The sequence below is a fragment of the Chryseobacterium phosphatilyticum genome, from assembly GCF_002899825.2.
Classification (GTDB): Bacteria; Bacteroidota; Bacteroidia; order Flavobacteriales; family Weeksellaceae; genus Chryseobacterium; species Chryseobacterium phosphatilyticum.
The window spans coordinates 749,041-769,228 of the sequence record NZ_PPED02000002.1; the positions used below are offsets into that span (position 1 = coordinate 749,041).

The window sequence follows — 20,188 nt, forward strand, 5'->3', positions numbered from 1 at the left end:
TAATGTTAAGAAAATTTAATTTTCTTTCATAAAGTATATAAATTAAAAAATTATGTCTTAAATTTGCGGCATAAGCAATGTTTTTTAAATCATATGCTTTCAATAAGTTATTATTAAAATGAAGTAGAAAACTGAAAAAAAATTTTTGGTTATTAAGCTTTACGATAATAATCGCAAGTTGAGATGTATCTTCCTTTTTTGGAAATATTGATGAAAAATAATGTAATTAAAATCTTTAAAAACTTATGAAAAAATTTTTATTAACAGCTACTATGCTGGTTTGCCTTTCGGCATTTTCCCAGGCTCAGCAAGGGCGTGTGGGGATTAACACGACCACACCCAACGCGACATTAGAAGTTGCAGGATTTCCTACAGACGCAACCAGGCCTGATGCTCTATTAGTCCCTCGTTTAACAAGAGCTCAGTTGGCAGCTAAAGATGCTACTTATGTGGCATTGCAAAATGGTGCACTTACATTTGTAACTACATTAGATGGTGCAGCTGCCGGAAAAACAGTGAATGTAACAGCTACCGGATTCTATTACTATGATGCTCCAAACTCTGTTTGGGTTGCTGTAGGTGGTGGAGGTGGTGTTTCAAGATATGAAGGTATCAGAGGAAATACAACTGTAGTAACGAACCCTACGTACACGCTTCAGGCTTCAGATAACGTTATTGTTACAAGAGCAACTACAGGTGTTGCTATTACACTTCCTTCTTTGACAAACACTCCTGCAGATATTGGACGTGTCGTTAAAGTAGTAAATAACAATACAACTCCAACTGGTTTGACATTTACAAATGGTGCAGGTGATACACCTCCTACTATCTTAGGAAACTTAATTGTTAACCAAAACAGAGGTATCGAATTCGTTTGGACAGGAACTACTTGGTCATCCCCTCAGAAATAACCCTTTTAAACTTAAAAATAAGATGAAAAATATATTTAAACTTTTAGCTATTGTGGCTTTTGGTTCTCTAGTAAATGCTCAGGTAAGCCTTAATAATGGTTCTCAGAATGCAGCTATTAACAATTCAAATGTCGGGATAGACCTTAGTTCTGCTTTTAGTACAGAAGCTGGTGCTGGTCCTAACGTTGGAAAAGGAATTGTTGTTCCAAGTGTAGATTTGGTTAATTTTCAGTTTGATACATCTTTAGCTGATGGTAGTACTTTCCCTACATGGTTTGATGGGATGGTTGTTTATAATAAATCTACAGGTACTACTTTAACTACCGGACAAAGATCTTCAACTGCGACTGATGTATCACCCGGATTCTATTATTACTATAACCCGACAGGTGCAACAGCAAGTGCTGTACAACCAGGGGTATGGAGACCGCTAGGAGGTAATGCTAATGCTGGTAAAGTAAATATTCTTCCTGCTGAAACTATTACTAATACTTCTGTAAACGGAAATCAGGTATATGCTAGAAGAGGAACCTTTACAACTAACGGATCTTCTACAGCTCCTACAGCATATTCAAATCAAATTGCAGTAGCAGCTCCTGGAAGCCTTTATAGAATTACAATTTATCAGTCAGGAACAAATAATGTATACTCAAACAGTGTATATTCATATGCCGCTGATGGTACTTTTGTAACAGGTTCGCCAAGTATGTCTGTAGTTTATCCTTCAGGAACTTATAATTATACTGTAGAGTACACTAAAACGAACAATTAATTTTTAATTAATTAATTACATATAATAGCCGGTGATTTTATTTTCATCGGCTTTTTATTTGATTGTAAGAGAGAGATTGATTTTACCAATGTATAGAGATATGTTTTATTTAATAGATTTAAATCTGAAAATCATAAATTATTTAACTTATTGTAATTCAGGTGTTTGAAAAATTTATTTTTTTTAATTATGCACAAAGTAGTTAATTCTATTAACTTTTTGGTTGTTTTTTTAACACTTTTTAACAGTACACCTTAAAATCCCTATTCATAGGGCATTGCAGGGTTTATTAAGATATTTTTAAGGTTTTGTTAACTGTTTTTAACAATTTGAATAGGGAGTTAAAAAGTTTCCTGATACATTTGCTCCGTCAAAACCAATAAAAGTTCAAGATGATGAAAAGATTCATTCTCGTAATCATAATGATGATTTCAACCCTGGGTATCTATTCTTTTGCGAGTATTGCCTTAGATGCGAAAAAAACAAGTTATGCATCGTACTACCACGATAAATTTAACGGTAGAAAAACAGCTAGCGGAGAAATCTTTGATAACTCAAAGTTTACTGCAGCGAACAGAACGCTTCCATTTGGAACAAACGTTAAGGTAACAAACCTTAGAAATGGTAAAGAGGTAATAGTGAGGATTAATGACAGAGGACCTTTCCATTCATCAAGATCTTTAGATATGTCTAAAGCAGCGTTCGATGAGATCGGAGATATCAATCATGGTACAATTCCGGTCGAATATGAAATTGTCGATTAATTTTATGATTTAAATTAAAAAAAAGCCAGCTGATTTCAGCTGGCTTTTTGTATGGGTGATATCTCATTAATTATACATCCAGTTCCAATAAAGCAGGACAATGGTCAGAATGTACGGCTTCCTTTAAAATAACAGCCCTTGTGAGTTTATCTTTTAAACTGTAAGAAGTGAAGTTATAATCTAACCTCCATCCCTTGTTTCTCTCTCTTGAATTTTGCCTGTAGCTCCACCATGTGTAATGATCAGGTTCATTGTTGAAGAATCTGAAACTGTCAATCAATTCACATTCATTAATGAAGCTGGTCATCCATTCTCTTTCCATGGGAAGAAATCCTGAAACATTCTTTAAACCAACTGGATTGTGAATATCAATAGCCTCGTGGCAGATATTAAAATCACCGGATATAATAAGGTTGGGAATTTCTTTTTTAAGGTTTTTGATATACTCTAAAAAGTCATGACAAAATTGCATCTTAAAATCCAGCCTTTCTATATTGGATGCGGAAGGTACGTAGACCGAGATTGCAGAATATCCATCGAAATCAGCACGGATGATTCTACCCTCATTGTCATAGCTCTCAATTCCACACCCATACTCTACATGATTAGGTTTTACTTTTGAGGCGATTCCAACACCACTATAGCCTTTTCTTACTGCCGAATGCCAGTAACTGTGGTATCCTAATTTTTCAAGACTTTCTATATCTATCTGATCGTTTCCCGCTTTACTTTCCTGAATGCAGATGATATCCGGATCAGCAGTCTTTAGCCAACCTAGGAAATCTTTTGTAAATGCGGCTCTGATTCCGTTGACATTGTATGTAATTAATCTCATTAGTCTTCTATAAATATTTTAAAATTTTCGTTGTATTTTGTTGGAATAAATTCAGTAATCTCATATTCTGCTATCTGATGAATATAGAAAGGGTCTTCACTGATAATCTGTTCAGCTTCATTCATGGATTGAGCGTTAGCAATAATAATACCTCCGGTTCTGGGTTCTTTTCTTCCAGAAGCAATAAACTGTCCGGAATCATAATACTTTTGAAGAAAAAGATTATGCCCGGGAATATAGCGCTCTACATTTTCAAGAGATGTTTTATAGGTAAGTGAAATAATAAACATACTGTATTTTTTACGAAGATATAAACTCTTTCAGACTATAAAAAACTTTGAATGATTTCGTTAATCTATAAGTGTGGGATTTGCTAGAGGATTTTGATTTTTTAAAATGATACCAACAAAAAATCGGTTTTTCCACCAAGAAAAACCGATTTAACTAAAAATTGAATTTTAATTGTTTTTTATTTGATGCCTTTGAAAATTACTTTTCCATCTTTTGAAAGTTCATTTTCAGAACCTTTTCCTCGAAGTTCATAATGGTCATTCTTATACCAAATTCCGGACCCTGTAACCTGGGCTTTTAATTCAATCGTTTCACCATCGAAAACTATAGTTGCTGTTTCCTTGTTATTATTAAAACTTGCCTCCAGTTTTTTTCCTTTTGCATCTATCATGGTACTTTTTACAATTTCATCCTGAGTTCCTGCTACAGTTGCTGAATCAGATGATTTAGTAGCAATACTGTCTGGAGAAGTAGTAGAGTCTGTTGCTTTTTTTTCTTTATTACATGAAGTTAAAAATAATGCGGCAGATGCAGCGGCAATAAAAATGTGTTTTTTCATAAATGTATATTATTTGCGTGTTTCTTTTGTATGCAAAATAAGTGCCTTAAAAAAAGGAAGCGGAAAAAATCATTCGATTTTTTCCGCTTTTTATGCTTAAAATTAAATTAGCTCTGAAAAAACTACTTGGGTTCAAGTACACTGATAGGAATGATGCATTCCTCCAATGATATTCCTCCGTGTTGATATGTTTCTTTATAGTAATTGACAAAATGATTATAATTTTTCGGATAAGCCAGGAAAATATTGTTTTTAGCAAAAATGTACTTAGAACTTAAATTTCCTTTAGGAAGGAAAAGCTTTTCCGGATTGGTAATAGCCCAAACATCGCTATCGTCATAGGTCAAACTTTTACCTGTCTTATATCTGATGTTGGTAGAAGTTTCTCTGTCTCCAACTACTTTACTTGGTTTTTTCACATATACAGTTCCGTGATCTGTGGTGATAATAAGTTTATATCCATTTTCTGCGGCTGTTTTAATAATCTTCAGTAAAGAAGAGTTTTCAAACCAGTTGAAGGTTAGAGAACGGAATGTTTTATCATCCCGAATCAACTGATCTACAATATGGTTGTCTGTTTTAGCATGAGAAAGAATATCGATGAAGTTGTATACAATAACCAGAAGGTCATTATTTTTATGTTGATTGAAGTCATCATAAATTTTTCTTTCAAAATCAGCATTCAATACTTTAAGGTATTTCATAGATTTAGATCCAAGACCAATTCTTTTCATTTGATCCTCCAGGAAATCACGTTCAAACTCATTTTTATTTCCTTCCTCATTATCATTAAACCATTTGTCCGGGAAGCGTTTCTCTATTTCCGAAGGCATTAATCCTGCAAAGAAAGAGTTTCTTGCATATTGTGTCGCTGTAGGAAGAATACTATAATAATAATCTTCTGATATTTTATTATAATATTTTGTAAACAACGGCTCGATAACTTTCCACTGATCATAGCGAAGATTATCAACCATTAATAAAAGAACTTTTTCTTTTTCAACTTCCGGTTTTACTTTTTCCTTAAAAAGGGTGTGACTCATAAGAGGTTTGTCGGAATCAATAAGCCAGTCTGCATAATTCTTTTCAATAAACTTGGCAAACTGAATATTAGCTTCTTCCTTTTGAGACTGCAAAAGGTCTGCAAATTCATTATCTGCTACTTTGTCAAATTTAATCTCCCAGCTTAGAATTTTTTTATAGTACTCAGCCCATTCCTGATATGTTCTCAAATAGGAAAGTTCCATTGACAAGTTTCTGAACTCTTGCTGGTATTGTAAAATGGTTTTCTGTTCCACAAGATTGTCCTCCTGAAGATTTTTCTTCAACGAAAGTAAGATCTGATTAGGATTTACAGGTTTTAAAATATAATCAGCGATCTGAGAACCTATGGCTTCTTCCATAATATGCTCTTCTTCGCTTTTGGTAACCATAACTATTTTTAAGGAATTATCTTTTTCCTTGATCATAGGAATGGCTTCGAGCCCGGATATCCCAGGCATATTTTCATCAATTAATGTTAATGCAAATTTCTCTGAATCCATAAGTTCCAATGCCTCATTCACATTATTAACAGGGGTCACCTGGTAACCCTTTTTTTCTAAAAATACGATATGAGGTTTAAGTAAATCTATTTCATCATCGATCCATAATATCTTTTCTGACATAATTTATTTTTTACATGGTTATTCTATCAAAATGTTGACCAAATCCTTTTAAAATCTCACAAAATCGAAAGTTTAAAAGTTAAATATTAGTTAAATGAAAATCCTTTTTAATATTTCATTTTTTGTTCGCTTCAATTGTTGGTTTTTATATAAAACAAAGCTCTTTCCAAGGCTTCATCTTTACCTATTCTAATTCCTTGCAGGGTAGGCTTTATCACAATATCCGGGATAATCCCGATCCTTTGGGTTTCTCTTCCGTCCGGATAATAGGCGCCAAGCCCTGTAAAGCGGGTGTCAAGATCAGCAAGCTTAAAGGTAATAACATCTCCGTTTGCTCCCGACGTATTACTTCCGATGACCTTAGCTTTTGGATGTTGCTTTAGCATCATTGTTGTTGTCTCGGCCTGGCTTTGAGTACTTTCATTTACTAGAACGATAACCTCTCCTTTATAGTATTCTTTATTTCTGCGACCAATAACATTCTTTCTGCTGTAGAACATGCCGGGATAGTCTGTTTCGGGAAAAGTAAACATATAATAGGTTGTAATTTCCGGAAGTAAAAGCCGGCTTAAGGGTTCTATTGTTTGGTTGGGGTAATTTCTGAGGTCAAAAATAATGGCTTTGGTAGATTGTAAATTTTTGTACATGTCATCAAGATCTCCCTTTTTGATGATGCCCATATTGACGTAGCCGATTCCTTTTTCTATAAACTTCCATTTTTCAGAAGCTGTATTTTGTTCACGGATAATATCTGTTGCAAAGTAGGTCTTTGAGGTAATAGCTATATTTCGACCATCTCTTTCAATTTTCATAGAAATTGAATCCCGATTATCAGAAAGGAAAAACCTTTTGACCTTTTCAATTTTTCCCCACGAATTGGATGCCGGAATATATTTTCCCATGCTGTTGACTATTTGTGGAATAGTTTTACCATTGATATCATAGATTACATCTCCCACCTGCAAGGCACACTGTTCTCTAAACTTATTAGAATGAATTTTTGTAACGATCAGCTTTCCTTCTGCATACAAATATTCTACAGGAATTTTTTTGTTTCCATATTGACCGGAGCTGATCTCTTTTGAAAAAAGATAAGCATGGGAATCATCTGTTTTTGCCACCAGTTCAGCTAATGTAAGGTGATAATTTGTATCATCACCAACAATAAGAAATTTAGGAATCATTTCTGTTAAAACATTATTCCAATTCTGATCGGTCTCATATTTATAAGGAAAAAAATATTCTACATAGTTCCAATACCTGAACAGCTCCAGTAAATTGATTTTTTTGGATGTAAAATGTGATCCATACGAATTTTCATTTTTGAAATATATTTTTCTTCCCCCTTTTCCCAGATAATAAGAGCTTCCCATATGTCTGTTATTTTCAATATAGTGAAGTTTTCTTGCTACATTTTTGTTGAATAGGTCTTCATTATCGATCCAGCTTAGGTCAAAATTTTTGAGAAAATAAACTTTATCGGTTTTTTTTGAACATTTAATACAGGGTTCTACATTGCCAAGGCTTTCGATCCAGGTAGCATATAAATTGTTTAATTCTTTTTTACTATTAATACGATCAAGCTCGTTGATTTTTTGGAAAAGCTGTTCATCCCAATCCAGCTTTCCATTGGCTACCTTAGGGTGATAATACTTAAGAAATCCCCAAATCCTGCAAAGTGATTCAAGTTTCTGAGTTTCTGACAGAATTTGTGCGGAAAAATGCAAACTAAAAAATAATAAAATGAAAAGAGAATATTTTCTCATCAAAAAGAATTGGGTTTTTCTCAAAGATAAATGATTAATGTAAGAACTACAAAGGTTTTTGATGAATAATTGGAAAGGTGGGGAAGCTGAAAGCTACTGAAGGTGCATGATCACAAAACAGTCAATATAGAATTAGTTATTCTCAAAATGTATAGACTTTTATTTCTCATGGCGCAGGATAATTTCCAGCCTTCCGCTTCAAGCTTCCGTTTTTAATACTAATTTAATCATCCTTCAAATTTAAAATTCCTAACTTTGTTTACTAATACTTGACGTTTCAATGCAGAACAAGCTAAAAATCATCAACGATCCTGTTCACGGATTTATCAAAATTCCTCACGAAATTTTATTTGATATTATTGAACATCCTTACTTTCAAAGGCTGAGAAGAATCGGGCAGACGGGACTTCTGAATCTTATTTTTCCGGGAGCTACTCATACGAGATTTCATCACGCCTTAGGTGCCATGCATTTGATGTTTACAGCATTAGAAACGTTAAAACAAAAAGGAGTTAAGATATCGGAAGAAGAGGAAAAAGGAGCAATGTTGGCGATTTTAATGCATGATATTGGTCATGGCCCTTTTTCTCACGCTCTTGAAAGCATGCTGATGGACGACTGGCATCATGAAAATCTCTCGTTATTATTGATGAATAAGCTAAATGGGGAATTTGATGGTCAGCTGACGATGGCTATCGAGATGTTTCAGGGCAAATACCATAGAAAGTTTTTTAATCAGCTTATTTCTTCTCAACTAGATGTAGATCGATTAGACTATCTCAAAAGAGATAGTTTTTTTACCGGTGTTTCCGAAGGCAATATTAATACCCAAAGAATCATTTCCATGATGAATGTGTGTGAAGAAGGAGAATTGGTTATTGATGCAAAAGGGATTTACTCTATTGAGAACTTTCTTACAGCCAGAATGTTTATGTACTGGCAGGTTTATTATCACAAGACATCAGCATTGGCGGAATTTCTTTTGGTTAAAATTCTTGAAAGAGCAAAATATCTCATTTCTCAGGGAATACAACTTCCTGCAACGGAAAATCTTAAATATTTTTTATACCGCAGTAAGAGTACTGCTACCGATGAAGATGTAAAAAGATTTACACAGCTTGATGATAATGATGTGATTCAGGCTATGAAAGAATGGCAGAGTTCCGATGATTTCGTATTGTCGTATTGGTGTAAATGTGTGATTCAAAGGGATTTGCCAAAAACGATTATTTCTTCCCATCCATTTCCTCAGCAAAGTATTGAAGAAAAAATAAAAAAGACAAATGAATTTTTTGAAATTGACAATGCTGCAGAATTAGTACACGAAATAAAAAGAAAGCTTTTACCCTACGACACAGAAAAACAACCCATCTACTTATTGCAGAAAAATGGTAAAAAAATGAAGCTTCACGAGTCAGAAGATCAGCTTTTATCAGGGTTAATGATCAATAAAACGACACGTTATATCCTTATGTTTCCGAGGGATATCTCCCGGTTAGATTCTTAAAGAATATTAAAATTTACGATCTCAAACCAAAAAATGTTTGCAAATTATAGAATTTCTTATCTTTGCAGAATATGGAATTTACAGCTTCGCAAATTGCAAGTTTTATTGACGGAAAAATAATAGGTGACGAGAATGCACTTATTACTGGGGTTTCACCAATTGAAAATGGGGAAACTGGGCATCTTTCTTTTATAGCACAAGATAGATTTTCTCATTATTTAGATACCTCAAAATGCTCCGTAATTATCGTTTCGGAAAAGCTTTTAGCTAAAAATAATTATAGTTCTACTTTAATCGTTGTAAAAGATGCTTATCTTTCATTTCAGATTCTGATGAATTTATATCAGGAAATGAGGGGGAGAAAAGAAGGTATTGAGGATGGTTCCTCTATTCACGATACGGCTGTTATAGGAGAGAAAACCTATATCGGAGCATTTACCTATGTTTCGGAAAAAGCCAAAATCGGAGACGGTTCCCAAATTTATCCTCATGTTTATATCGGAAAAGGAGTGAAAATTGGTAAAAACTGTAAAATAGACAGTGGTGCCAGAATTTATGACTATTGCATTATCGGAGATAATTGCGTCATTCATTCCAATACTGTAGTTGGTGGTGACGGGTTTGGTTTTCAGCCCACACCGGAAGGATTTAAGAAAATCCCACAACTGGGGAATGTAATTATTGAAGATGATGTTGAAATTGGCTCCAACTGTAGTATCGACAGAGCTACAATAGGATCCACTATCATAGGAAAAGGAACAAAAATTGATAATCTGATCCAGATTGCTCACAACGTAAAAATAGGGCAGAATAATGTAATTGCAGCGCAAGCGGGAATTGCAGGCTCTACGATTATTGGAGATTGGAATCAAATAGGAGGTCAGGTAGGAATTGTTGGACATATCAAGATCGGCAATCAGGTGAAAATTCAGGCTCAGAGCGGAGTGAATTCCAGTGTTAATGATAAAGAAACATTGTATGGCTCACCAGCAATCAGCTACAATGATTATCTGAGGAGTTATGTTCATTTTAGAAACTTTCCTGAAATCGTAAGCAGAATAAATAATCTTGAGAATACCTCAAAAGATAATACTAATGAGTGATATGCAAAAAACACTTCAGGAAGAGGTTACTCTTTCTGGAATTGGTCTTCATACTGGTAGAGAAGTAAAACTTACCATTAAACCTGCAAAAGAAAATACAGGTTTTGTATTTGTAAGAACAGATCTTGAGGGTAGCCCTCAGGTTGAGGCGGATGTAAATTATGTTGTAGCAACAGAAAGAGGAACAACATTAGAAAAACTGGGCGTAAAGATTACAACTTGTGAACATCTTTTAGCAGCTTTGGTAGGTTGTGATATTGATAACGCTGTGTTAGAAATGGATGCTTCTGAACCTCCGATTTTAGATGGATCCTCAAAATTCTTTGTGGAGGCAATCGAAAGTGTTGGAGTGGTTGATCAAAATGTGGCCAGAGAATATCTTGTTGTAAAAGAAGTGCTTACCTATAGTGACCCGGCTACTGGTTCAGAGATCACTATTATCCCTTCAGATACTTACGAAGTAACCACTATGGTTGATTTTGGTACTAAAGTTTTAGGAACCCAAAATGCCACTCTTAAAAATATTTCCGAATTTAAAGATGAAATCTCTTCTGCAAGAACATTTAGCTTCCTGCACGAATTGGAAATGCTTTTAGATCATGGATTAATTAAAGGAGGAGATATTTCCAATGCCATTGTATATGTAGATAAAGATCTTACTCCGGAAACAACCGAAAAACTAAAGAAAGCCTTTGGAAAAGATAATGTTTCTATCAGACCAAACGGAATTCTTGATAATCTAAACTTAAACTATCCAAACGAAGCCGCAAGACATAAATTACTTGATGTAATTGGTGATTTGGCTTTAGCCGGAGTAAAAATAAAAGGTAAGGTTATTGCCAACAAACCCGGGCATTACGTAAATACCCAATTTGCTAAGAAACTGAACCGTCAGTGGAAATTGCAAAAGAAGAAGAACGTTCCGGATTTTGATTTAACTAAAGAACCTGTATTTGATATTAACGGTATCATGAAGCTTATGCCTCACAGACCACCGTTTCTATTGATCGACAAAGTACTTGAACTTTCAGACTCGCATGTTGTAGGATTAAAAAATGTGACAATGAACGAACCTTTCTTCGTTGGACATTTCCCTAAAGAGCCTGTAATGCCTGGAGTTCTTCAGGTTGAAGCTTTGGCTCAGACAGGGGGAATTTTAGTCTTGGCAAGTGTTCCTGATCCTGAAAATTATTCTACCTATTTTATCAAAATTGATAAAGTAAAATTCAAGAGAAAAGTAATTCCCGGAGATACCCTTATCTTCAAAATTGAATTGATTGAGCCTATCAGAAGAGGTATCGTTCACATGCAAGGATACGGATATGTAGGAGACACAGTGGCAGTAGAAGCAGAGCTTATGGCTCAAGTTGCAAAAAATAAAGTTGATTAAATGATTCATCAATTAGCAGCCGTAGATAAACGTGCGAAAATCAGCAAAAATGTAATTGTAGAACCTTTTACTACAATTGCAGGGGACGTAGAAATTGGAGAAGGAACCTGGATAGGTCCAAATGTTACCATCATGGATGGAGCAAGAATAGGAAAAAACTGTAGGATTTTCCCCGGGACCGTAATCTCCGCAATTCCTCAGGATCTGAAATTTGATGGTGAAGATACCCAGGTAATTATCGGTGATGATACAACAATCAGAGAATGTGTTACAGTAAACCGAGGTACAAAAGCCTTAGGGCATACCAAAATAGGCGCAAACTGTCTTATTATGGCAACTTCACATATTGCACATGACTGCGTAATTGGAGATCATGTTATCATTGTAAACGGTTGTGGTATTGCCGGACATGTTGAGATTGGAGACTACACTGTAATGGGAGGTTTATCAGCTGTTCACCAATTTGGTAAAATAGGAAAACATGTAATGATTTCCGGAGGTACTCTGGTAAGAAAAGATATTCCACCTTATGTGAAAGTAGCAAGAGAGCCGATGTCTTACGCAGGGATTAATTCTGTTGGGTTAAGAAGGAGAGGGTTTACTAATGAAAAGATTTTTGAAATTCAAAAAATCTACAGAACAATTTTCCAAATGAAAATGAACGTTTCTCAGGCAATGGCCCATATTGAAAAGGAAATGCTTCCTACCGCTGAAAGAGATGAAATTCTGCAATTTATCCAAAACTCTCCAAGAGGTATTGTAAAAGGATACGGAACCACCAAAGAAAGCAATTAACAAACAACGCTAAAAAGTAAATTTGTAATTTGCCTATTTACCGGACAGCCACGTAAACTAAATAAAAAAAGAATAATATAAATTAATGGCAACAAGTAACGATATCAGAAAAGGGCTTTGCATTGAGTACAGCAATGATATTTATAAAGTAATCGAGTTCCTTCACGTAAAACCAGGGAAAGGACCAGCTTTCGTAAGAACAAAGTTAAAATCTGTAACCAACGGTAAAGTAATTGATAATACTTTCTCTGCAGGACACAAAATCGAAGAAGTAAAAGTAATCACAAGAAAGTTCCAGTATCTTTATGATGATGAGAACGGGTTCCACTTCATGAATAATGATGACTTTTCTCAATTATACTTAAACAAAGAAATGATTGAAAATTCTCAATTTATGAAAGCTGGCGAAGAAGTAACAATCATTCTGAAAGAAGTTGATGAAACTCCACTTTCTGCAGAACTTCCACAATCTGTTTACCTTGATGTAATTGAAGCTGATCCGGGAGTAAAAGGAAACACAGCAACAAACGCTCTTAAAAATGCGATTGTAGAAACAGGAGCAAGAGTAATGGTTCCTTTGTTCATCGAGCCAGGTGACAGAATTAAAGTAAGCACTGAAGACGGTAGCTACCTGGAAAGAGTAAAAGAATAAATAAAATTCACATAAATTCGGTTTGCACTAGCAGTCCGAATTTTGTTTTATAAGAAAATCTATTGTTATGAGATTCCATTCTCCACAAAAGCTTAAAACGATAGCTGATTTAATAGGCTCAAAATTTGTTGGCCCTGAAGACTTTGAAGTATTGGGTTCCAACGAAATTCATATGGTAAAACCCGGAGAAATTGTTTTTGTCAATCATCCTAAATATTACGACAAAGCTTTAAACTCAGCAGCTACCATTATTTTAATTGATAAAGAAGTAGAATGCCCTGAAGGAAAGGCACTTCTTGTTTCTGATGATCCATTCAGGGATTTTAATAAGATCAATACTCATTTTACGAGAATTTATAATTTCACAGAAGAACTTCATGATGTCGAAATAGGTGACGGGACCAAAGTTCACTCTTCTGCTGTGATTGGAAACAATGTGAAAATTGGAAAAAACTGTCTTATCTTTCCTAATGTTGTGATTGGGGACAGAACAGAAATAGGAGATAACGTTATCATTCAATCCGGCACTGTATTGGGGGGGGATGCTTTTTATTACAGAAAATTAGACGGAAATTTTGACCGCTTGATTTCGGTAGGAAATGTCATCATTGAAAATAATGTTGAAATAGGGAATAATTGTACCATTGATAGAGGAGTTACAGATTCTACGATTATTGGAGAAGGTTCTGTACTGGATAATCAAATTCAGGTAGGACATGACACCGTAATAGGAAAGAAATGTCTCATTGCTTCACAAGTAGGAATTGCAGGATGTTGTATTATTGAAGATGAGGTTACTATTTGGGGGCAGGCAGGTATTGCTTCCGGCCTTAGAATTGCCAGCGGAACAGTTCTTTTGGCTAAAGTAGGAGTAAACAGAGATCTTGAAAAAGGAACCTATTTTGGAATTATTGCTGAGGATTTTAAAGGTTACCTGAAAAAAGAAGTAAAACTGAGAAATCTCAAATAAACTATTGTGTAGGTTTTATCCGAAATCAAAGAAATTTGAGTAAATTTGTGAGCATTAATAAAATAATAAATAAATTAAAACAACAATAAAATGTCAATTTTAGTAAACAAAGATTCTAAAGTAATTGTACAAGGATTTACTGGAAACGAAGGTACTTTCCATGCAGGTCAGATGATTGAATACGGAACAAACGTAGTGGGAGGTGTTACACCAGGAAAAGGAGGTAGCGAGCACTTAGGAAAACCGGTATTTAATACGGTAGCTGATGCTGTTGAAAAAGCAGGAGCAAACGTAAGTATTATCTTCGTACCACCGGCATTCGCAGCAGATGCTATCATGGAAGCTGCTGAAGCAGGGATCAAAGTAATTGTATGTATTACTGAAGGTATTCCTGTAGCTGATATGGTAAAAGTAAAATCTTATATCGCTGACAGAGACTGCAGATTAATCGGACCAAACTGCCCTGGAATCATTACTTCTGAAGAAGCTAAAATTGGTATTATGCCTGGATTCGTTTTCAAAAAAGGAAAAGTTGGAATCGTTTCAAAATCAGGTACCCTTACTTATGAAGCAGCTGACCAGGTAGTAAGAGCCGGTTACGGTATTTCTACAGCAATCGGTATCGGTGGTGACCCAATCATTGGAACTACAACAAGAGAAGCTTTAGAATTGTTCATTAATGATCCTGATACTGAGGCGGTTGTAATGATCGGTGAGATCGGTGGAGGATTGGAAGCTGAAGCAGCCAGATGGTATAAAGCAAGCGGATCTACTAAGCCGGTTGTAGGTTTTATCGCCGGACAAACAGCTCCAAAAGGAAGAACAATGGGACACGCTGGTGCTATCGTTGGTGGTGCAGAAGATACAGCTCAGGCAAAAATGGAAATCATGAGAGAAAACGGTATCAACGTTGTTGACTCTCCTGCTGATATCGGTGCTACTGTAGCAAAAATCCTAGGATAATATAAAACCAAAACATATGAAAAAACTTTTATTAGCCTCAGCTTTGGCCCTTTCTGCTTTCTCATTTGCGCAAGTGCAATGGAAAAGTACAAGATTTGGTATTGCTGCAGGTTTAAACTACTCTAGAGTAGCCAATGCCCATAATCCTTCAGGCCCAAGATACACTTTTCAAGGTGGTGCTTTGGCTTTAATTCCCGTAGGAAAGGCAAACCAGTTCTTTATTCAGCCCGAAGTTTTGTATTATGGTGCAGGAGAAACGGGTAAAGATAAAGATGCTAAAGGAAGAGATGGTTACGATGCTGTATATGCAAATAACTATCTGAGTGTACCACTTTATTTCAAAGGATACTTTTCAGAAGCTGAATCAGAATTCTTTGGATTGCTTGGACCTAGATTTAATTTTTTGGTAAGTCAGAACGTAAAGAATGCTCCCGTAAGCAGACCTTATTATGATCCGGACGTTACTGATCCTAACCAACCGGCAGGAGTAAACGGAAAAGCAAAAAGCTTTAACTGGGGAATTGGTCTGGGAGTCGGATATAGTTATAAAAGACAACTGGAAGTAGCTCTTAAGTATGATTTAGGTCTTGGAGATACCTACCCGGGTCTTGCAAAAGAAACTAAAGGTACTGATAAGAAAAAATCAGAACAGGTAATAGCACTTACCTTAAGCTATATATTCAAATAAATTACTTTATTCAGAATAATAATAAATCCCGGAAAGAAATTTCCGGGATTTGTATTTTCCATAGATTGAGTAAAGTCAAATAAAAGGGCAAACTGGCTTATTTGCAAATTTGCCCTTTATTTTTTAGCCTTATCAGCTTTCTTTGCTCCTATCCTTTAATCCACTTCCAAAGTTCTTTTAAAGTGGCCTTATTCCCATACATTAAAATACCTACACGATAGATTTTTCCGGCAAGGAATATCATGAAGATGGTTGTTCCCAGTAATAAGACAATAGATAAAGCGATCTGCCAAGCCGGTACTCCAAACGGAATTCTTGCAATCATAGCAACCGGTGACGTAAATGGAATAATGGATAACCAAAAGCCCAGCGGCCCATCAGGATTGTTCATTAATGAGAAACTGCCATACATACCTAGCATAAGGGGTAAAACAGCAAATAGAGTGAATTGCTGAGTTTCGGTTTCATTATCTACTGCAGATCCTATGGCTGCATAAATAGAACTGTAGAAGATATATCCTAAAAGAAAGAAAACAATGAAAACGAAAATAATAAGCGGAAAATTCATTTCCAATAAGCTATGAGAAATCTGAGTAGCAAGAGCGGAAACATCCAGCTTATTTGCTATTTGCTCATTTCCTCCCGGAATATTTTTCGGCACGGGAGAAAACCCGGTATTTAAAACTAAAGCTCCGATCACTGACATCGTAATCCAGATGACAAACTGGGTGAGAGCAACCAATGTTACCCCAAGTATTTTCCCCATCATAAGTTCAAAAGGCTTAACGGAAGAAATAATGATTTCTACCACGCGGTTGTTCTTTTCTTCCAGAACACTTCGCATGACACGAACCCCATAAATGATGATAAACATAAATGTTACATACATCAAAATCATACTAAGCCCTGTTTTTACCCCAAAAGCAAGATCAGAATCTTCTTTGTTGTTATCAGAGACATTAATTGTTTTTAGACTGAAACTTTTGTCAAGATCTATCAATTGAGATTCCTGGATACCTAAATGCTTGATTTTTTCTTTTTTAATCACATTACTGATATCAGAAACGATCTTCTGCTTAGTATCCAATCCTATTTTACTATTGACTACTAATCTTGCTCCGGTTTCCAGCTCATCAAAATTCTGATTTTTCAATTCAGGTAGAATAAGAATACCGGCGATAGATTCATTACTTTTAAGATTATTGATCTTAGATTTTTCGTCCGCTGCGGAAACAAACGCATAATCAACTTTATCATTAGACTTAAACTGATGGGTAAACATTCCGCTTTTGTCTACAACTTCTATAATACTATGAGACTCATTCGCTTTAAACATAAGCCCGATTACTGCGCCAAAGGCAACAATCAAAACAGGAGCCAGAAGTGTCAATATGATGAAAGATTTTTTCTTAACCTGAGTAAGAAATTCTCTCTTTGTAATTAAAAAAATATTATTCATAAAAATTAAGAATGATTACTGACTGCATTAATAAACACTTCATTCATACTGGGAATTCTCTCGTCGAATGATCTCACCTTACCCACGCGTACAAGATCCATTAGAATATGATTCTGGTCAGTTTCATTTTTCAGATCAAAAGAGATCAGATTATTTTCATTTGAAAAATTGAATACTTCATATTGAGCCTTGAAATCTTCAAACTGATCATGATTAACTTCCGAAAGTGTAATTCCAAAAATATTTTTTTTGAACTTTTCTCTTACATCAAATACCCTTCCGTCAATAATTTTTTTCGAATTATCGATCAAAGCAACATAATCACACATTTCTTCCACACTTTCCATTCGGTGGGTAGAAAGAATAATGGTGGTGCCATTGTTTTTAAGATCAATAATCTGGTCTTTGATTAAATTGGCATTGACAGGATCGAAACCGGAAAATGGTTCATCCAAAATCAAAAGGTGAGGTCTGTGGAGAACGGTGACAACAAATTGAATCTTTTGCGCCATTCCCTTGGATAATTCAGATAGTTTCTTTTTCCACCACTGATCAATATTAAGTTTTTCAAACCATTTTTTGGCTTCATTCAAAGCATCATTTTTGTGCATGCCTTTAAGTTCTGCAAAATAAAGGATCTGATCTCCTACAGTCATATTTTTATATAAACCTCTTTCTTCTGGCATATATCCTATATCTCTGATATGGGTGGGATTCAGTTTTTCTCCATTAATGAAAATATCGCCTGAGTCTGCCTGAGTAATTTGGTTAATGATACGGATAAAAGAAGTTTTTCCGGCTCCGTTGGGCCCTAAAAGGCCATAAATACTGCCTTTTGGAACATGGATGCTGAAGTCATCCAGAGCGACCTTTTTTCCGGCATTATAGGTCTTTTTAATATGTTCAGCTTTTAACATTAAAATGTTCTTTTACAATTAGTATAAAAAAGTCCTGAAAGTTACGGAATTATTGAAGAGAATTAATGCAAAAGAAAAAATCCTGATGATTATCAGGATTTTAATTTATTGTTTCACGATTTGAGTAACTTTTTGCGTATTGTCGCTTAAAATATATCGTATCAAATACTTACCGGGTTTTAATTTTTCAATATTAATCTCTCCGGAGTTCATATTGACAGTATAACTAGCAACCTGCATACCCAAAATTGAATAGAAAGTCACGCTTTTGATTCTTAAATTAGAATCCTTTGCCTTAATGATAAGGAAATCCTTTGCAGGATTTGGATAGGCAAGCAATACCCCATCATCAGCTTTTTGAGTGATGGATCCCGGCTCTTTTAGCTGAGCTTGCAAATTGTTGGAAAACCCAACAAAAGTGCCTATAAATAAAATTAAAAGTAAAAGTTTTTTCATCAAATTTATAATTTCTCGAATATATATAACAAATATAAAAAATTCTACAATCTCGTACAATAGTTTTTTATAGAACTTGTAGTAAATTTGTAGAAACTTATTCAAAAAGTATTCCAAAATGATACATTCAAGAAATAGAAGACTTAGAGTTAATGAATCTATCAGAAGTTTGGTAAGAGAAACTATTCTTACAACTGATGATTTTGTAATGCCAATCTTCGTAATGGAGGGCGAAAACATGCAGGAAGCGATCCCGTCAATGCCAGGGATTTTCAGGCGAAGCATAGATTTAACAGTGAAGGAATGTAAGGAATTATTTTCTTTAGGCGTAAAAGCTGTCAATTTGTACATGAAAGTATCTGAGCATCTGAAAGACAATACTGGAAAAGAGGCTTGGAACAAAGACGGATTGATGCAGAATACCATTAAAGCAATTAAAGATGCTGTTCCGGGAATGGTTGTGATGCCGGATGTTGCCTTAGATCCTTATTCAATCTACGGACATGATGGAATTATTGAAAACGGAAAAATTCTAAATGACGCTACCAATGATGCACTGGCCAGAATGTCAGTATCCCATGCAGAAGCCGGAGCTGACTTAGTGGCACCCAGTGACATGATGGATGGAAGAGTACTTGTGATCAGAGAAGCGTTAGAAGAAAGCGGATTTACAGATGTCGGTATTGTAAGTTATGCTGCAAAATATGCAAGTTCATTCTACGGACCTTTCAGAAGTGCTCTGGATAGTGCACCAAAAGATGATATTGAAATTCCTAAGGATAAGAAAACCTATCAGATGGATTTCCACAACACCCGTGAAGCGTTAAACGAAGTTTTTAAAGATGTTGACGAAGGAGCAGATGTGATTATGATTAAACCGGGACTTCCTTATCTGGATATCGTTTCTAAAGTTCGCGAGGCGATTGACCTTCCTATAGCAGTTTACAACGTAAGCGGAGAATACGCGATGGTAAAGGCTGCGGCTCAAAATGGATGGCTGGATAATGATAAAACAATTATTGAAAACCTTACCTGCTTTAAGAGAGCAGGGGCAGACATGATCTTTACTTACTTTGCCAAAGAAGCTGCTATACTATTGAATAAATAAAGAAATAATTCAATATAAAAAGCAAAGGCTGTCTCATCGGGACAGCCTTTTATAGTATTTACGGATGTAATTTCTTATTTATCCCTGGCAGAAAGGATCCTCAGGGCGTATAGGATTTTCGGGATGATCTAGAAGACAAATTTTTGTTGGACAAAGGTACCATCCCGGAAAGCAGTTTCCGTTTTTATCAGGATAGGTATAATAATAGCCTCCTTTGATTCCTTTTAAATCTCTTTTTGTTAATTTTTTCATGGTGAATATTTTATTAATTAGTTGATCTAATTTAATGAAAATATATCACATGGTTTGGAAGTATATTAAAGCCATCCTTTTCTTCCGTACACATACGTATCATCAAACTGTTTATCACTCATAAACAGGTACAAAATTCCTTCAATAAAAGGAATAACAGAAGCGGCACCCAAAGTAACAATATTGAGAACTAACTGAATGACACCCTCTTTTGTATACCCGAGATAAAATTTATTTAAAGCCAGCCAACCCACAAGAATTCCTAATAAGGCAGCGGGAAGCTTTTTTTCTGAACGATAAGGAACGTTGCTTTGTTGATTGATGTTGTTTTCTGTTTTGGTATAACCGTAATTTTCCATTTCT

General features: G+C 35.2%; 22 protein-coding genes. 12 read left to right on the forward strand and 10 right to left on the reverse strand.

Annotated features, from left to right (window positions below):
- The first annotated feature begins 245 nt into the window (after nt 1–245).
- From C1631_RS10520 to C1631_RS10530, 3 genes are all read left to right on the forward strand, one after another.
- Nucleotides 246–911: a phage tail-like protein gene (locus tag C1631_RS10520; RefSeq protein WP_103248013.1), complete on the forward strand. Its 666-nt coding sequence runs from the start codon at nt 246–248 to the stop codon at nt 909–911.
- Between the two features lie 22 nt (nt 912–933).
- Nucleotides 934–1,683 (forward strand): hypothetical protein, encoded by a 750-nt coding sequence (locus C1631_RS10525; RefSeq protein WP_103248011.1) that lies wholly within the window; start codon nt 934–936, stop codon nt 1,681–1,683.
- Nucleotides 1,684–2,075: 392 nt separating this feature from the next.
- Nucleotides 2,076–2,447 (forward strand): septal ring lytic transglycosylase RlpA family protein, encoded by a 372-nt coding sequence (locus C1631_RS10530; RefSeq protein WP_103248010.1) that lies wholly within the window; start codon nt 2,076–2,078, stop codon nt 2,445–2,447.
- A gap of 70 nt (nt 2,448–2,517) precedes the next feature.
- Here C1631_RS10530 and C1631_RS10535 read toward each other — a convergent pair whose 3' ends face one another.
- The 5 genes from C1631_RS10535 to C1631_RS10555 all read right to left on the reverse strand — a co-directional run bounded on the left by C1631_RS10535 (nt 2,518) and on the right by C1631_RS10555 (nt 7,565).
- The gene (locus C1631_RS10535; protein WP_103248009.1) at nt 2,518–3,282 is read right to left on the reverse strand and encodes an exodeoxyribonuclease III; all 765 of its coding nucleotides are present in this window, start codon (nt 3,280–3,282) and stop codon (nt 2,518–2,520) included.
- Nucleotides 3,282–3,572: a YciI family protein gene (locus C1631_RS10540; protein WP_103248007.1), complete on the reverse strand. Its 291-nt coding sequence runs from the start codon at nt 3,570–3,572 to the stop codon at nt 3,282–3,284. Before C1631_RS10540 ends, C1631_RS10535 begins: the two co-directional genes overlap by 1 nt.
- Before the next feature lie 179 nt (nt 3,573–3,751).
- Nucleotides 3,752–4,132, reverse strand: coding sequence for an MliC family protein (locus C1631_RS10545; protein WP_103248005.1), 381 nt, complete (start codon nt 4,130–4,132; stop codon nt 3,752–3,754).
- Nucleotides 4,133–4,254: 122 nt separating this feature from the next.
- Nucleotides 4,255–5,799, reverse strand: coding sequence for a T9SS response regulator signal transducer PorX (porX, locus tag C1631_RS10550; RefSeq protein ID WP_109712036.1), 1,545 nt, complete (start codon nt 5,797–5,799; stop codon nt 4,255–4,257).
- A gap of 131 nt (nt 5,800–5,930) precedes the next feature.
- Nucleotides 5,931–7,565: a S41 family peptidase gene (locus tag C1631_RS10555; RefSeq protein WP_109712038.1), complete on the reverse strand. Its 1,635-nt coding sequence runs from the start codon at nt 7,563–7,565 to the stop codon at nt 5,931–5,933.
- A gap of 280 nt (nt 7,566–7,845) precedes the next feature.
- On the opposite strand from C1631_RS10555, the gene C1631_RS10560 reads away from it, so the two are divergent.
- The 8 genes from C1631_RS10560 (at nt 7,846) to C1631_RS10595 (ending at nt 15,633) form a co-directional block, all read left to right on the forward strand.
- Nucleotides 7,846–9,072, forward strand: a complete 1,227-nt coding sequence (locus tag C1631_RS10560; protein ID WP_109712040.1) for an HD domain-containing protein — start codon at nt 7,846–7,848, stop codon at nt 9,070–9,072.
- A gap of 71 nt (nt 9,073–9,143) precedes the next feature.
- A complete protein-coding gene (gene lpxD / locus C1631_RS10565; RefSeq protein WP_109712042.1) occupies nt 9,144–10,175 on the forward strand; it encodes a UDP-3-O-(3-hydroxymyristoyl)glucosamine N-acyltransferase in 1,032 nt (343 codons plus the stop codon).
- Nucleotides 10,168–11,565: a bifunctional UDP-3-O-[3-hydroxymyristoyl] N-acetylglucosamine deacetylase/3-hydroxyacyl-ACP dehydratase gene (locus tag C1631_RS10570; protein ID WP_109712044.1), complete on the forward strand. Its 1,398-nt coding sequence runs from the start codon at nt 10,168–10,170 to the stop codon at nt 11,563–11,565. The genes lpxD and C1631_RS10570 overlap by 8 nt, the downstream gene beginning before the upstream one ends.
- A complete protein-coding gene (lpxA, locus tag C1631_RS10575) occupies nt 11,566–12,360 on the forward strand; it encodes an acyl-ACP--UDP-N-acetylglucosamine O-acyltransferase (protein WP_109712046.1) in 795 nt (264 codons plus the stop codon).
- 85 nt (nt 12,361–12,445) lie between these two features.
- On the forward strand, nt 12,446–13,012 hold the full coding sequence (efp, locus tag C1631_RS10580) for an elongation factor P (protein WP_109712048.1): 567 nt from the start codon (nt 12,446–12,448) through the stop codon (nt 13,010–13,012).
- A 67-nt stretch (nt 13,013–13,079) separates the two neighbouring features.
- Nucleotides 13,080–13,982 carry a UDP-3-O-(3-hydroxymyristoyl)glucosamine N-acyltransferase gene (locus C1631_RS10585; protein WP_103247819.1) on the forward strand — a complete coding sequence of 301 codons (903 nt, stop codon included), beginning with the start codon at nt 13,080–13,082 and terminating at the stop codon, nt 13,980–13,982.
- Between the two features lie 90 nt (nt 13,983–14,072).
- A complete protein-coding gene (sucD, locus tag C1631_RS10590; protein WP_103247820.1) occupies nt 14,073–14,945 on the forward strand; it encodes a succinate--CoA ligase subunit alpha in 873 nt (290 codons plus the stop codon).
- 16 nt (nt 14,946–14,961) lie between these two features.
- Nucleotides 14,962–15,633 carry a porin family protein gene (locus C1631_RS10595; protein ID WP_103247821.1) on the forward strand — a complete coding sequence of 224 codons (672 nt, stop codon included), beginning with the start codon at nt 14,962–14,964 and terminating at the stop codon, nt 15,631–15,633.
- Nucleotides 15,634–15,781: 148 nt separating this feature from the next.
- Here C1631_RS10595 and C1631_RS10600 read toward each other — a convergent pair whose 3' ends face one another.
- The 3 genes from C1631_RS10600 to C1631_RS10610 form a co-directional block, all read right to left on the reverse strand.
- Nucleotides 15,782–17,092 (reverse strand): ABC transporter permease, encoded by a 1,311-nt coding sequence (locus C1631_RS10600; protein WP_109712050.1) that lies wholly within the window; start codon nt 17,090–17,092, stop codon nt 15,782–15,784.
- Nucleotides 17,093–17,097: 5 nt separating this feature from the next.
- Nucleotides 17,098–18,009: an ABC transporter ATP-binding protein gene (locus tag C1631_RS10605; protein WP_103247823.1), complete on the reverse strand. Its 912-nt coding sequence runs from the start codon at nt 18,007–18,009 to the stop codon at nt 17,098–17,100.
- Between the two features lie 105 nt (nt 18,010–18,114).
- A complete protein-coding gene (locus C1631_RS10610) occupies nt 18,115–18,465 on the reverse strand; it encodes a T9SS type A sorting domain-containing protein (protein ID WP_103247824.1) in 351 nt (116 codons plus the stop codon).
- Between the two features lie 118 nt (nt 18,466–18,583).
- Between C1631_RS10610 and hemB the strand changes: the two genes are divergently transcribed.
- Nucleotides 18,584–19,573: a porphobilinogen synthase gene (hemB, locus tag C1631_RS10615; RefSeq protein WP_103247825.1), complete on the forward strand. Its 990-nt coding sequence runs from the start codon at nt 18,584–18,586 to the stop codon at nt 19,571–19,573.
- 78 nt (nt 19,574–19,651) lie between these two features.
- Here the strand turns inward: hemB and C1631_RS24020 are convergent, their stop codons facing one another.
- Entirely contained in the window at nt 19,652–19,825 is a 174-nt protein-coding gene (locus C1631_RS24020) for a hypothetical protein (RefSeq protein WP_165828271.1), read from the reverse strand.
- Nucleotides 19,826–19,890: 65 nt separating this feature from the next.
- The gene (locus C1631_RS10620; protein WP_109712052.1) at nt 19,891–20,184 is read right to left on the reverse strand and encodes a TM2 domain-containing protein; all 294 of its coding nucleotides are present in this window, start codon (nt 20,182–20,184) and stop codon (nt 19,891–19,893) included.
- Between the last annotated feature and the right edge of the window lie 4 nt (nt 20,185–20,188).